Here is a 13,520-nt window from a genome sequence, read left to right on the forward strand (position 1 = left end):
TGGCGGGCCTTGCGCGCCGCGACACCCCTGCCCCTGAGCGCGGAGGAGGTCGAGGGCCTGCGCGGGCTCGGAGAGCACCTGGACCTCGAGGAGGTGGCGGACGTGTACCTGCCGCTCTCCCGGTTGCTCAACCTGCACGTGGCCGCGACGCAGAGCCTCTGGGCGGCGCAGCAGGCGTTCCTGGGCGGCTTCACCCAGAAGGTGCCCTTCATCATCGGCATCGCGGGCAGTGTCGCGGTGGGCAAGAGCACCACGGCGCGCATCCTCCAGGCGCTGCTGTCGCGGTGGCCGGACCACCCGCACGTGGAGCTCGTCACCACGGATGGCTTCCTGTTCCCCAACCGCATCCTCACCGAGCGCAACCTCATGCACCGCAAGGGCTTCCCGGAGAGCTACGACCGGCGCGCCCTGGTGCGCTTCGTCGCCGAGCTCAAGTCCGGACGCGCCGAGGTCTTCGCGCCCGTCTACTCGCACCTCGTCTACGACATCGTCCCCGGCGAGGCGGTGAGGCTGCGCCGGCCGGACATCGTCATCCTCGAGGGGCTCAACGTGCTGCAGACGGGGCCGGTGGAGGGCGGGAAGCTGCCGCAGACCTTCCTGTCCGACTTCTTCGACTTCTCCATCTACGTGGACGCGCAGGAGCAGGACATCCGTCATTGGTACGTGGAGCGGTTCCTGAGCCTGTGGCAGACGGCATTCCGCGACGAGCGCTCCTTCTTCCGCCGCTTCGCCGAGCTCTCCCAGGAGCAGGCCATCGCCCGCGCCGAGTCGGTGTGGGGGGAGATCAACGGCCCGAACCTGGCGCAGAACATCGCGCCCACCCGCTCGCGCGCACGGCTCATCCTCGTGAAGGGCCCGGACCACAAGGTGCGCCGCATCCGCCTGAAGAGGATGTAGCCCGAGACCCGCCCGGCCCCACCACCCGTCCCTCACGCCTGGGCGGGCGCGGACTGGGGCTTCTTGCGCAGGAAGAGCAGGAAGATGACCACCACCACCGCGATGCCGGCGAAGGTGATGAGGCCGTCGAAGGCGATGCTCGCACGGGGGCCGATGCCGCGGAAGCGCGAGGCATTGCCATCGAGCGCGGTGACGTAGCTGATGGCGAGGTTCGAGGCCGCGACGAAGAGCGTGTACTTGGTGGTCACCGCCGCGCCCGAGCTGACCAGCTCCAGCACCATGCCGGCGAAGGCGGCGTAGGCCGCGCCGTTGGCGAAGCTGTAGGCGAGCGTGCCCCAGACGTACGTCGTCGGGGTCATCGGCGCGGCCGCCATGGCGAGGGCGCACAGCCCCGTGGCCCCGCCCATGAGCGCGTAGTTGAGCTTGCGGTTCATCCGGTCCGACATCCAGCCGCCCGCCAGCGAGCCGAGTGCCCCGGTGATGCCCATGCCCAGGCCGTTCACCATCTCCACCAGGTGCTCGGACGCGTGGTAGTCGCCCGCCATGGCGCTGAAGAGGTTGGTGAGCGCGCCGCAACTCACCGGCATCAGGCACAGCACGAGCATGATGAGACCCTCCCGGCTGAAGGCGGTGCGGAAGAGGTCCTGCACGATGCCCTTCACGCGCTCCCAGGCGGCGTGCAGCACCGAGGCCCGCTCGGCCTTCTCCCCCGCGCGCTCGACGACCCAGAAGATGCCGGCGCCGCTCGCGAGCACGATGGCGGCCAGCACGATACCGGCCACCTGCCGGGAGAACACGCTGGCGAGCCAGATGGCCAGGGCCCCCAGGAGGCTCGTCGCGCCCACGTTGCCGGCCATCTGCCAGCCGCCGGTGCGGCCCTTGTCCTCGACACGCGTGGAGATGGCCATCAGGCCGTTGAGCGCCGCGTGCGCTGTGGACGCGGTCGCCTGAAGGCCGGTGAGGAGCAGGGTGTAGAGCCCGAGGTGCCGGGCCGGATCCGGCAGCAGCGCGCACGCCAGCAGGAGGAGCGCGGTGAGCAGCGTGGTGACGCCGTACCAGATGCGCCGCCACGGGCCGAGGTCGATGAGCGGCACCCACAGGAGCTTCCAGGCGTGGGGCGAGAAGGCGGTACCGGACAGCAGGGCGATGTCGGCGAGCGGCATGCCGTCCTTCGCCAGCCAGTAGGGCACGGCCGTCTGGAGGAAGCCGACGGCGGCGCCGAACTGGATTTCGAGGAGGCCGAACAGGGGCGGCCAGGACCAGCGCTCCGGGGTGGCGGTGGTGGCGGGTAGGGCCGTCTCGGACTCGATCACGGAGGACTCACGGGGCAGGGGAGGTGTCTGGGCGTGGGACTATCGCCCAGTCCCCTCAGCTCCGGTAGTCGGCGTTCTCGCTGATGTACTCGTGGCTGCGGTCCGCGCCGAGCACCGTGCTGGCCGCCGGGCCGACGCCGAGCTCCACGTCGATCTCCACGGAGCGCTCGTGGGGAGGGAACGTCACCGGGGGGCGGAAGGTGAGGCCGTCCGGCGGCGGGACGCTCGTGTAGAGCTCGGCGCCCTTCATGTGGGCCACCAGCGCCTTCTCGGCCTCGTTGTCCAGGCGGAAGGCCCCCTGCGAGAGGATGACCCGGCCGCCCATGCGCAGGGTGCAGTGCGACAGGTCCACCTCGGGGTGGTGCGCCCCCACGTACTTGCCGATGGCCGCCACCAGCCGGCCCACGTTCGGGTCGTTCCCGTTCACCGCGCACTGGAACAGCGGCGAGTTCACCACCGACTTGCCGATGCCCCGCGCCACCTCCTCGCTCGGCGCCCCGCTCACCCGCACGCGCATGACGTGGTGCACGCCCTCTCCGTTGCGCACGATGTCCTCGGCCAGATCCGCGCACACCTGCTCCAGCGCCCCCTCGAACTCCTTCAGGCTCGGGCAGGGCACCTTCCTCGACGACAGCAGCGCCACCGTGTCCGAGGTGCTCGTGTCGCTGTCCACGCTGATGCAGCCAAAGGTCCTCGTGGCCACCGAGCGCAGCGCCGTGCGCAGCTCCTCGCGCGGCACGTCCACGTCCGTCATCAGGAAGACGAGCATGGTGGCCAGGTTGGGTTCGATCATCCCCGCGCCCTTGGCGATGCCCACGATGCTCCCGGTGCCCACGCGGGCCCGGCGGACCTTGGGGTACAGGTCCGTGGTCATGATGCCCTCGGCGGCGGGCATGACCGAGCCATCCGCGAGCGCCGACACCGCCTGGGGCACCGCTCCCACCATCGCGTCCACCGGCAGCCGCCAGCCGATGACGCCCGTCGAGCAGGGCAGCACCTGCGAGGCGCTCAGCCCCAGCCCTCCCGCCACCGCCGCGCACAGCCGCTCGGAGGACTCGACGCCCCCGGGCGCGCACACGTTGCTCACCTTGTTGTTCACCACCACCGCGCCCAGTGTGGGCTCCTCCAGCCGCTTGCGGCCGATGAGCACCGGTGCTCCCGGGAAGCCGTTGCGCGTGAACACCGCCGCGAACGCTGGGGTCGGCTCGTCGAGCACCAGCAGCGTCAGGTTCATCTTCGCCGGCTTGGCCACCTCTGCCGGCATGAACTCCAGCCGGGTGCGCCCCACGCGGAAGCCGCGAGGCAGGGCGGACTGGCTCTCCAGCCAGTCCCGGTGGGCCTCGGCGGACGGGAAGGTCAGGTGCGTGCTGGGAATGGCGGTACCTCGCGGCGAGGGGAATGTGCTTGGTGCCGTAATCCCGGGCCCGAAGCAATGCCCATCACACGGGTTCGTCCACCGTGCGGCTAGGGAGCCGTCGGCCGGAGCTGTGCCGCGGGGATGATCTCCTTGCGCTGGCTGGGACTCGACCAGTGCAGTCGCGCGCTGGCCAGTCCCTTGTTCTCGAAGAACTCCATCTTGAGGCTGTACGCGCGTCCCGCCTGGAGCGTGACGGTGCCACGGTTCTCGGTGGTGGAGTGGGTCGTCCAATTGTCGATGAGGAGCTTGGCGTCCACCCAGAGCCGCACCCCGTCATTGGAATGCGTATAGAAGGTGTAGGTCTGCGAGTAGCGGGGCACCACGCTCCCGGTCCAGCGCACCGAGAAGGTGTCCTTGTCCAGGTTCGGAGCGGGGGAGCCCTCCTCCCAGCGGAAGTCCACGGTGGCGTCCACCCGTGTCAGCTTCAGGTGGGTGAGGTCGGGGGAGTCGAAGTACTCGGCCCGCAGGCCGGGGCTCGGGTCCACCGTCGCGCGGAACATCGCCGTGTAGCGTGTGTCCGTGGTGGGCGTGGAGACGTCATGCGTCTCGGCCCCGCCGTCCGACCAGCGGTCGAAGACGTACGTCCTCCCGTCCTTCACCTGGGGCGGTACCACCCCGAGCGCGCGTACCACGCCCACCACGCTCTCCACCTCCAGCGGCGTGTCCTGGGGCTGCCCGTCGAGCGTCACCCGCAGGCCCGCCGGCTCGGTGTCCACCCGCAGCTTCACCTTCCGGGGGTACACGTCGCGGAACACCTCGTGGGTGGACCCGCTGGAGTCCACCACCGTCAGGTGGATGCGGTACCACACGTTCGCGGCCGTCTCACCCCGGGGGGGCGCGGTGAAGGTGCCTTCCGTCACCCCGCGGGTGGTGGCCAGGAAGGGGTGCACGTGGTCGTCATGGTGGAAGTCCACGCGCCAGGTGAAGGCGCTGGCCGACAGCGTGCCGTCCTCCATGTCCGTGCCCCGGCCCTCGAAGGTGATGACGTCCCCGGCGGCGTAGCGCGTCCCCTCCGCGGGTGAGACGAGGGTGGCGACGGGGGCGGTGCCGCCGCGCACGGTGAGGACGGCCTCGTTGCTCAGTGCCGAGCCATGGTCATTGGACACCCGCACCCGGAAGCGCACGCCCGATTCCGCCAGGGCCACCGAGGGCAGCGTGAGGCTCGCGGACGTCTGCCCCGGCAGGTCGGTGCCGTTGCGCTGCCACTGGTAGCGCAGGGGAGAAGTCCCGGAGGCGCTCATCGTGAAGGTGACGGACTGGCCGGGCGGCACGGTCCGACTGGCGGGCTGGAGCGCGATGACGGGCATCTCGCCAGCCGCCGTATAGCGGATGCGGTGCACCGAGTCGTCCTGGCGGTCCAGGTAGTAGATGCTGCCGTCCGGCCCGACATCGAGGTCCACCGGCGCATCCAGGCCCGTGGCGAACACGCTGGCGGTGCCACTCCTCGGATCGAACGTGCGGATCCACCCGCTGCAATAGTCGGAGAAGAAGTAGAGCCCCACGTACTCCGAGGGGAACTGGGAGCGGGGAGGGTTGTAGAAGGTACCCGCGGTGATGGCGCAGCCGGAGCTGGTGCTCGAGCCATGAGGGTAGGCGAACAGCGGCGCGCGGTAGCGTGCGTCGCTCGTGGGGCCCTCGGTGTCCGGCCAGCCATAGTGGGCTCCCGCGATGCCCTCGTTGATCTCCTCCCACCGCGTCTGCCCGACGTCGTTGATGAAGATGCGGCCGGTGCCCGGCTGCACGGCGAAGCTGAAGGGGTTGCGCAGGCCAATGGCCCAGATGGCCCGATAGACGCCCGTGGCACGTGTGTAGAAAGGGTTGTCCGAGGGGATGGAGCCGTCCTTCTCCAGCCGCAGCAGCTTGCCCATCAGCGTGGTGAGCTTCGGCGCGTGGGAGGACTCCCCGTTGTCCCCCACGGCCAGGTAGAGCTTGCCGTCGGCTCCGAAGTGGAGGGCGCCCCCGTTGTGGATGCTGGCGCTCAGTGGCTCCAGCTCGAGCAGGATGCGCTCGCTGCCGGGCTCGGCCTTGTTGCCTCTCGCGGTGAAGCGGCTGAGCCGGTTGTGCACGCGCGGCTCGGTGGCCGTGTAGTAGACGTACACGTAGGGCTGGCGGGGGAAGTCGGGGTCGAACGCCACGCCGAGCAGGCCCCGCTCACCGCTCGTGTGGGTCGCCACCGTGAGGAAGGGCTCGGACAGCAGCCGCCCGTCCTGGATGACGTGGAGCCGTCCCGCCTGTTCGCAGACGAAGATTCGCCCATCGGGCGCGATGGCCATGGAGGTGGCGCTGTCGAAGCCCTCGACGAGCGTCGTGTCCGTGAAGCGGGTGGGCACCGCCTCCGCCTCCGCCTCCTGCTGGCGGGGAGGGTTCTCGCGAGGTTCCACCTCCGTACAGCCCCACAGCAGGAAAAGACAGACGAGTGCCCGAAGAGGATGAACACGCATGGCGCTTGCTCCGAGTGGTTGGGAAGGGGCCACCGTTCCGTATGGAACGCGGGCGAAGGTGGAGTGGGGGTGCAAGGCTTGCGTGTCTGGCTGCTTTCTTCCGGGACGGCGGACGTCGGGCGCTGAATGGTGCGTGCGCCGCGGTGGGCAGCACCCGTCAGGCGCACTGGCCCAACGGGAGGGGAAGTGCGCGTTGCGCAACGGGGCGAGTCCGCGCTACGGAGGGAGGTTGCTCATGCGTATTTTTCTCGCCGGGCTGATCCTGGCCACCTTGGGACTGCCGGGCTGTTTCGAAGGGCGTGAGGTCGTGGGGAACCGCCCCGGCCAGCAGCAGGACGCGGGCCCGGAGGTACCGGTACCGGACGGGCGCCGGGTGCGGATCGCCGCCTTCAATGTGTACCGCCTCTTCGACACCGTCTGTGACTCCGGCGCGTGCGGGGGCTCCGACTACGAGGTGCTGCCCTCACCGGAGGGTTTCTCCCTGCGCGCCAGCCAGCTCGCCGCGGCCATCGCCTCGCTGGAGGCGAGCGTGGTGATGGTGGAGGAGGTGGAGACCCAGGCCTCGCTGGACGCGCTCCGCGACCGGCTGCCGGGCCTACCCTGGGCGGTGCTGGGCGAGACGGGTGCCCCCGCCTCCGTGGACGTGGGCGTGCTCTCCGCCTGGCCCATCACCGAGGTGCGCGGGCACCGCGACCAGGTGCTGCGGCGGCCCGATGGCACCGCCACCACCTTCTCGCGCGAGTTGCTCGAGGTGCACCTGGACGTGGAGGGCACCGAGGTCATCGTCTTCGCCGCCCACTTCAAGGCCAAGGCGAACGACGATCCCGGCCGCCGGCTCGCCGAGGCCCGCGCGGCCCATGACCTCGTTGCCGCCGTCGCGGTGGAGCACCCCCGCGCCCTCGTGGTGCTCGGGGGAGACCTCAATGACGTGCCCGGCTCACCGCCCCTCCAGGCCCTGGAGCAGGACGGGGCGCTCCTGCGCGTCGCCAGCGACCGTCCCGATCGCGAGACCTGGACGTACGCGTACTCCGGAGACCTCCAGGCCATCGACCACCTCTTGCTCGCGCGCAACGCCGGGGGCGTCTACCTGCCCGCTTCCTTCCGTGCGGCGCGGGACTCCTCGCGCGGGCTGGGGGGCTCTGATCACGCCGCCGTCGTCGCGGACTTCGTGCTCACGCCCTGAAAAGCGGGCAGAGGCTCGCTCTCCCGAGCCGTGGGCAGACAGGAGAGCGAGGTCGGTCGAAGGGCCGTTGGCAACGCCAGGTGCCGATCGTTCCCATCTTTCGGACATGGCCTCTCATGAGCCATCAGCCGCGACTCAGGAGGGGAGCCGCCTCTGTGACTTCATCCGGGACCATCGTGCGTTGATCCTGGAGGAGTGGGAGCGCGACATGCGCGAGCTTCCCTGTGCGCGTGGCCTGTCCCACGGCCGATTGCTCGACCACCTGCCCCTCCTGTTGGAGCGGGTGGCGGGTGTGGTGGAGGGCGTCCACTCCGGCGAGCACGGTTCCCTGGAGGAGGTGCCGGAGATCCACGCGTTGCAGCGTTTGGACGTGGGGTTCGACCTGGAGGTGGTGACGCGCGAATACTCCCTGCTGCGCACCTGCGTCCTGCGGCTCTACGGCCGCCATGTCGGACGCACCGGCCGGAGCGACCTGGAGACGACGCTGCGCGAGGTGGAGCGCTTCAACCAGACGGTGGACGAGGCCGTGTCCGCCGCCGTCTCGCGCTATGCCCGGGCGCGCGAGCGGACCCTGGTGGCGTTGGATCGCATCTCCGAGGCGGCGCTCGGTTCCGAGGACCTGGACACCTTCCTCACCCGACTGCTGCGGGTGGTGCTGGAGACGACGGAGTCGGTGGACTCCGTCACGCTGCTGCTGCGCGAGGAGGGGGACGTGCTGCGCACGCGCGCCTCGGTGGGGCTGGAGCAGGAGGTGGCCTCCGGTTTCTCCCTCCGGGTGGGCGAGGGCTTCTCGGGGAAGATCGCCGCCGAGCGACGTCCACTGGAGCTGCGCTCGGCGGCCTCGGATCCCCTGGTGCGCAGCGAGGTGCTCCGGACGCGGGGCACCCGCGCCCTCTACGGTGTGCCGCTCATCGCCGAGGGCGAGCTGCTCGGCGTGGCCCACATGGGCAGCCGCACCACCTTCGAGTTCTCCAACGAGGACAAGCTGCTCTTCCGGGCCATGGTGAGCCGGGCCACCGGCCTCTTCGTGCAGACGCGGCTCACCGCGCGTGAGCGCGTGACACGGGAGGAGATGGAGACGCGCACGCGGCTCTTGAACCTCGTCTTCGAGCAGAGCGGGGATGCCATCCTCCTGGCGGACGAGAAGGGAATGCTGAGCTTCTTCAACGCCGAGGCCGAGCGGCAGCACGGCGTCGCCCGCCAGCAGGTGCCGGCGTCCGAGTGGACGGCCACCTTCGGCCTGCTCACCTTGGATGAGCTGCCACTGCCCCTGGCGCGGACGCCGCTGTACCGTGCCCTCCAAGGGGAGACGGTGACCGACGCGCTCTGGAAGGTGCGGCGCCCGGATGGCTCGGTGCGCATCCTCAACGGCACGGCCTCGCCCGTGCGCCGCCCGGATGGGACCCTGGCCGGTGCCGTGCTCACCGCCCGGGACGAGACGGAGCGGATGCTGCATGAGGCGGAGCAGTCCGAGACGCTCGCCTTGCTGGACTCGCTGCTGGCCACCGCGCCCATCGGCCTGTCCTTCGTGGACCGGCGGTTCCAGTACGTGCGCATCAACCGCATGCTCGCGGAGATCAACGGGGTGCCGGTGGAAGAGACGCTGGGGCGCACCGTGCGCGAGGTGTTCCCCGGGGAGGCCGACATCCTGGAGCCCCTGCTCGGTCAGGTCTTCAAGACGGGCGAGCCCCTCCGGGACAAGGAGATCGCCCTGCCCTCGAAGCCCGATGGGGGGCGGATCCACCACTACCTGGTGAGCTTCTACCCGGTGCGAGACAGCCGGGGCGTGGTGTGCTGGGTGGGCGCGGTGGTGGTGGACATCACCGAGCGCCAGCACACCGAGGCGGAGCTCCGCCGGGCGGCGGAGTTCCGCGAGCGCTTCCTGGGCATCGTCTCGCACGACCTGCGCAACCCTCTCAACGCCATCCTCCTGTCCGCCAACGTGTTGATGCGCTCGGACGAGCTGCCCCCCCGCCACCTCAAGTCCGTGCGCCGCATCGTCACCAGCGCCGAGCGCATGGCGCGCATGATTGGCGAGCTGCTGGACTTCACGCGCGGGCGGTTGGGAGGTGGCATCCCCGTGTCCCCGCGACCCACCAACCTGCGCCACCTGTGCCGGCACGTGCTGGAGGAACTGGAGGCGGGCCACCCCGGGCGCGAGCTGTTGCTGGACGCGCGGGGCGACTTCCAGGGGGCATGGGATCCGGATCGGCTCGCCCAGGTACTGGGCAACCTGGGCAAGAACGCGCTGGACTACAGCCCCGAGCGGACGCCCGTGCGCTTCACCCTGCGCGACGAGGGTGACACCGTCGTGGTGGAGGTGAACAACGGGGGGGCGCCCATCCCGCCCGCGCGACTGGCCGCCATCTTCGAGCCTTTCCGGCGGGGCGTGGAGGAGAGCCCGCATCCGGCGTCCGGCCTGGGACTGGGCCTCTTCATCGTCGAGCAGATCATCCGGGGCCACGGCGGCACCATCTCGGTGCGCTCCAACCAGGAGGAGGGCACCACCTTCACCGTGCGGCTGCCCCGGTTCGCGCTCCGGGCCAGGGAGGACGCGCCCCCGGTGGGTTAGTTCCGGGGCGCTCCGGCCACCTCGGCCTCCAGGCGGGCCTTCTCCGCGAGCATGAGGTCGCGCACGTGGTCGCGCAGCGTGGCCGCGTCGGGGAAGGCTCGCGGGTCCACGGGCGGCAGGACGCGCACCCGGCAGTTGGCCCGGAACTTCAACAGCATCCCGTGCTTGGGCAGGGTGTCGCCGGCGCCGGTAAGTACCAGGGGGATGAGCGGGCAGCCCTTGGACAGGGCGAGGCGGAAGGCGCCGTCCTTGAAGGGTAGGAACTGGTTGTCCGGCGAGCGCGTGCCCTCGGGGAAGAGGAGCACGGGCACGCCCCGGTCCAGCCAGCGCTCGCTGGCGGCCATCATCTTCGCGATGCTCTCCTTGTCCCCGCGCACCAGCCGTACGTAGCGGTTGAGGTACATGTTCCAGCCGAGGAAGGGCAGCCTGAAGTTGCTGGCCTTGGAGACCCACTTGAAGGGCCGGTAGAGGCCAAAGAGCACGAGGATGTCGCCCAGGGACTCGTGGTTGGCCACCAGCACCGCCGGGCCATGCCAGGGCAGGCGCTCGCGGCCCTCGATGTGCAGATGCCAGCCGGGGTTCACCCAGAAGTAGAGCTGCGCCCAGGCACAGGAGAAGAGGTGCAGCACGCGGCCGTCCCGGTCGAAGGGCCAGGTGACCAGGAAGAGGACGAGCGCCACCAGGAAGAGGAGGGCGGAGCTCACCGCGAAGAACGACCAGAAGAGGACCGAGTGGAGTCCGCGCATGTCACCTCGCATCTTCGCACGTCGGGTGAAGGATGGAGGACTCGGAGCATGGGGCGCTTGGCAGGGGAGGGGGGAGTGGGCGAGAAGCAGTCACGTATGGACATGAACATCGCACTCATCACCTACACGGGCCTGCCGGAAATGACGGTGGATGACCAGCGGCTGCTCGAGCCGCTGCGCGCCCGTGGGCTGATGCCGTACGTCGTGGTGTGGGACGACCCCAAGGTGGACTGGACGCGCTTCCAGCTCGCCGTGGTGCGCACCACCTGGGACTACTTCCTCGAGCCCGAGGCCTTCCTGGCGTGGCTGGAGCGGGTGGGCTCACAGGTGAAGCTCCTCAACCCGCCGGACGTGCTGCGCTGGAACAGCCACAAGTCCTATCTGCTCCAGCTTGCCGAGCAGGGCATCCCCGTCACTCCCACGGCGCTGTGCCCACGGGGCCGGAAGGTCTCGCTGCCGGCGCTGGTGGCCACGCGCGGGTGGCGCGCCGTGGTCATCAAGCCCGCGGTGTCGGGGGGCGGGCGGCTCACCCGGCGCTTCGAGGGCGCGCGACTCGCGGACGAGGGGCAGGCTCACCTGGACCTCGTGCTCGCCGAGGGGGACGCGCTGGTGCAGCCCTTCCTGCCGGAGCTGCACGAGAAGGGCGAGCGCTCCTACGTCTACTTCGATGGGGTCTTCTCTCACGCGGTGGTGCGGCCGGCCACCATGGAGGCCTCGGGCGGAATCCCGGATGGGGTAGCCCTGGCGCCCCTCGCCGAGGAGCGGACCCTGGCGGAGCGCGTGCTGGCCGCCACGCCCGGGCGCACCCTCTATGCCCGGGTGGACGTGGCCACCGGGCTGGACGGGAATCCGCTGCTTCAGGAACTGGAGGTCATCGAGCCGCGGCTCTTCCTGGGCGCCAGCGAGGGCGCCCCCGAGCGGCTGGCGGACATCATCGCGGGCCACATCCGCGGCTTGTCGCGCTGAGTGGGCTCCGGGAGGAGCGGTCGCCCAGGCTTACGGCGAGGTCTGGTTGGCCATCCCCGGCGCGCTGGGGGCGCCTGGGACCGGAGCGGGAGCCGGGGCGGGGGCCTCCTCATACTCGAGCGGAGCGGGGGAGATGGCGCCGTCCGGGGTGATCACCCACGAGTTGTAGCGCTTCTCGGACACGTCCCGGAGCTTGCCGTCCTCGTAGCAGACGACGTGCAGGGTGAAGGACGGCGCGTTGATGGTGGGCTTGCCGTACTGGTAGCACTCCACGTTGCCGTTGCGCTCCTTGCTGGTGGGCTGGCCGAGGAGGGACTGCACCTCCTGCGGCGACATGCCCTTGCGCACGGTGCGCAGGCCCCAGGCCGTCTCCACGCGGATGGGGAGGGCCTCCTGCTGGAACTTCACGGTCCAGAGGCCGAGCCCGATGATCAGCAACGCCGCCGCGGGGTACAGGAAGTACCGGCGCTTGGAGGGGGAGCGTTGCACGCCCGTGTAGGCCGTGAAGATGCCATCACGCGCTTCGGTACCCGTCTCGGCCGACGCGGTCGGCTCCTGCTGCTGCTCTGGCTGGCTCACCCCTCTGACATGCCCCCTCCGGGGGGCTGGATGCAAGCAGGTCGAGACCTGTAGCGGCGGGCCGCACGCCCGGAGACCGGCAGGTAGAGGGAGCGTCCAGCCAGGCGAGATGTCCATCCGACATCGGAATTGAAACTGCTTCCCCAGCAAGCAGGCGGGTGTGCTCTCGTGCGCCACCATGCCGCGTCCTCTCGTCTATCGGAGCTACGGAGGCTCGCTCCAGGTCTCCATTCCCTCCTTCGAGGTGCTCGTGGAGGCGGTACACATCCCGGAGACGCAGTGGCTGGCCACGGCTTGTCCGCTGGAGGGGCTCAACTGCGACCCACGGTTCCTCGCGTTCGTCGACACCGACAAGAACGGGCGCATCCGGGTGGCCGAGGTGCGGGCCGCCGTCGAGCACACGGCGAAGCTGCTGAAGGCGTACCCGGGCGCGGACGCGGCGAGCGACGTGTTGGAACTGGACGCGCTCTCGGAGGAGGGGGCGCGGCTCCGGGACGCGGCGGGCATCCTGCTGGAGACGCTGAAGGTGGCGGACCGCGCGCGCATCTCGCTGGAGCAGGTGCGCACCAGTGAGAAGGCACTCCGGGAGGCGGGGCAGAATGGGGATGGCATCGTCGCCCCGGCGTTCCTTCCCGAGCCGCTGCGTCCCCTGGCGGAGCGGCTCCGGGCCTGCTTTCCCGAGGTGAAGAACCGCTCGGGGCAGGCGGGGGTGGAGCTGCCCATGCTCCAGCGCTTCCGCGAGGAGCGGAGCGCGCTGCTGGCGCACCTGGCCGGGAAGGAGGCGGTGCTGGCGTGGCGCGAGCGGAGCGTGGAGTACGCCCGACGCATCCAGGACGTGCGGCCGCTGCTCGACACGTACGTCCTCCAGTGCCGGCTGGTGGCGGCCCAGCCCGAGGCCATCGTGGGCCTCAAGGTGGAGGCGGGCCGGGTGCAGGGGTCGCTCGGGGACACACAGGCGCTCGCGCGGGTGGTGTCGGAGCTGCCCGTGGCGCCGCCCGAGCCCGGAGGCATGCTGCGCTGGTCCCTGCTGTACCGGGGCCCGGCCTTCGAGAAGTTGGAGGCCTTCCGACGGGACGTGGCCGTGCCCGTCACCGCGGACATGACGGCGCTGGGGGACACCGTCTGGCGCGAGCTGTGCGCGAAGGCCGACGCCATCCTCGCGTGGCAGGCGCGGCTCGACACGAGCCCCCTGCACGGGATGGTGGAGGCGCTGGAGGACATTCCGGAGTCACACCTGGAGGCGCTCGAGGCGGCCTGCCGGGCGGATCTGGCGCTGAAGGACAAGCTGGACGCGGTGGTCGAGCTGGAGCGGCTGATCCTCTACCAGCGCTGGCTGCTGACGTTCGCCAACAACTTCATCAGCATGCCGGACCTCTACCAGACGAAGCGGCGCGCGCTGGTGGAGA

At 70.4% G+C, this 13,520-nt stretch carries 9 protein-coding genes and 1 pseudogene; 5 read left to right on the forward strand and 5 right to left on the reverse strand.

Features of this window, described 5'->3' with window-relative positions; genetic code table 11:
- A partial coding sequence (coaA, locus tag VF794_RS12400; RefSeq protein ID WP_331109985.1) for a type I pantothenate kinase occupies positions 1 to 897 on the forward strand: 897 nt, incomplete at its 5' end.
- A gap of 32 nt (positions 898 to 929) precedes the next feature.
- Here the strand turns inward: coaA and VF794_RS12405 are convergent.
- The 3 genes from VF794_RS12405 to VF794_RS12415 all read right to left on the reverse strand — a co-directional run bounded on the left by VF794_RS12405 (position 930) and on the right by VF794_RS12415 (position 6,008).
- Entirely contained in the window at positions 930 to 2,210 is a 1,281-nt protein-coding gene (locus VF794_RS12405; protein WP_331109986.1) for an MFS transporter, read from the reverse strand.
- Between the two features lie 55 nt (positions 2,211 to 2,265).
- Positions 2,266 to 3,474: a bifunctional ornithine acetyltransferase/N-acetylglutamate synthase gene (locus VF794_RS12410; protein ID WP_331109988.1), complete on the reverse strand. Its 1,209-nt coding sequence runs from the start codon at positions 3,472 to 3,474 to the stop codon at positions 2,266 to 2,268.
- A 200-nt stretch (positions 3,475 to 3,674) separates the two neighbouring features.
- A complete protein-coding gene (locus VF794_RS12415; protein WP_331109990.1) occupies positions 3,675 to 6,008 on the reverse strand; it encodes a PQQ-dependent sugar dehydrogenase in 2,334 nt (777 codons plus the stop codon).
- Between the two features lie 295 nt (positions 6,009 to 6,303).
- Here VF794_RS12415 and VF794_RS12420 point away from each other — a divergent pair, with 295 nt between their 5' ends.
- Both VF794_RS12420 and VF794_RS12425 read left to right on the forward strand, forming a co-directional pair.
- Entirely contained in the window at positions 6,304 to 7,251 is a 948-nt protein-coding gene (locus VF794_RS12420; RefSeq protein WP_331109992.1) for an endonuclease/exonuclease/phosphatase family protein, read from the forward strand.
- Between the two features lie 208 nt (positions 7,252 to 7,459).
- The gene (locus VF794_RS12425; protein ID WP_331109995.1) at positions 7,460 to 9,823 is read left to right on the forward strand and encodes a PAS domain-containing protein; all 2,364 of its coding nucleotides are present in this window, start codon (positions 7,460 to 7,462) and stop codon (positions 9,821 to 9,823) included.
- On the opposite strand, the gene VF794_RS12430 is transcribed toward VF794_RS12425, so the two are convergent.
- Entirely contained in the window at positions 9,820 to 10,569 is a 750-nt protein-coding gene (locus VF794_RS12430; protein ID WP_331109997.1) for a lysophospholipid acyltransferase family protein, read from the reverse strand. The two genes, VF794_RS12425 and VF794_RS12430, sit on opposite strands and share 4 nt — an antisense overlap.
- A gap of 102 nt (positions 10,570 to 10,671) precedes the next feature.
- Here VF794_RS12430 and VF794_RS12435 point away from each other — a divergent pair, with 102 nt between their 5' ends.
- Complete coding sequence (locus VF794_RS12435) at positions 10,672 to 11,535, forward strand: hypothetical protein (protein ID WP_331109999.1); 864 nt, start codon at positions 10,672 to 10,674, stop codon at positions 11,533 to 11,535.
- Between the two features lie 30 nt (positions 11,536 to 11,565).
- Here the strand turns inward: VF794_RS12435 and VF794_RS12440 are convergent, their stop codons facing one another.
- Positions 11,566 to 12,114 carry a hypothetical protein gene (locus tag VF794_RS12440; protein ID WP_331110001.1) on the reverse strand — a complete coding sequence of 183 codons (549 nt, stop codon included), beginning with the start codon at positions 12,112 to 12,114 and terminating at the stop codon, positions 11,566 to 11,568.
- 178 nt (positions 12,115 to 12,292) lie between these two features.
- Here VF794_RS12440 and VF794_RS12445 point away from each other — a divergent pair.
- Positions 12,293 to 13,520 (forward strand): annotated as a pseudogene (locus tag VF794_RS12445) (kinesin); the annotation flags it as partial.

The organism is Archangium sp., assembly GCF_036389735.1.
In the GTDB taxonomy this organism is placed as follows: domain Bacteria; phylum Myxococcota; class Myxococcia; order Myxococcales; family Myxococcaceae; genus Archangium.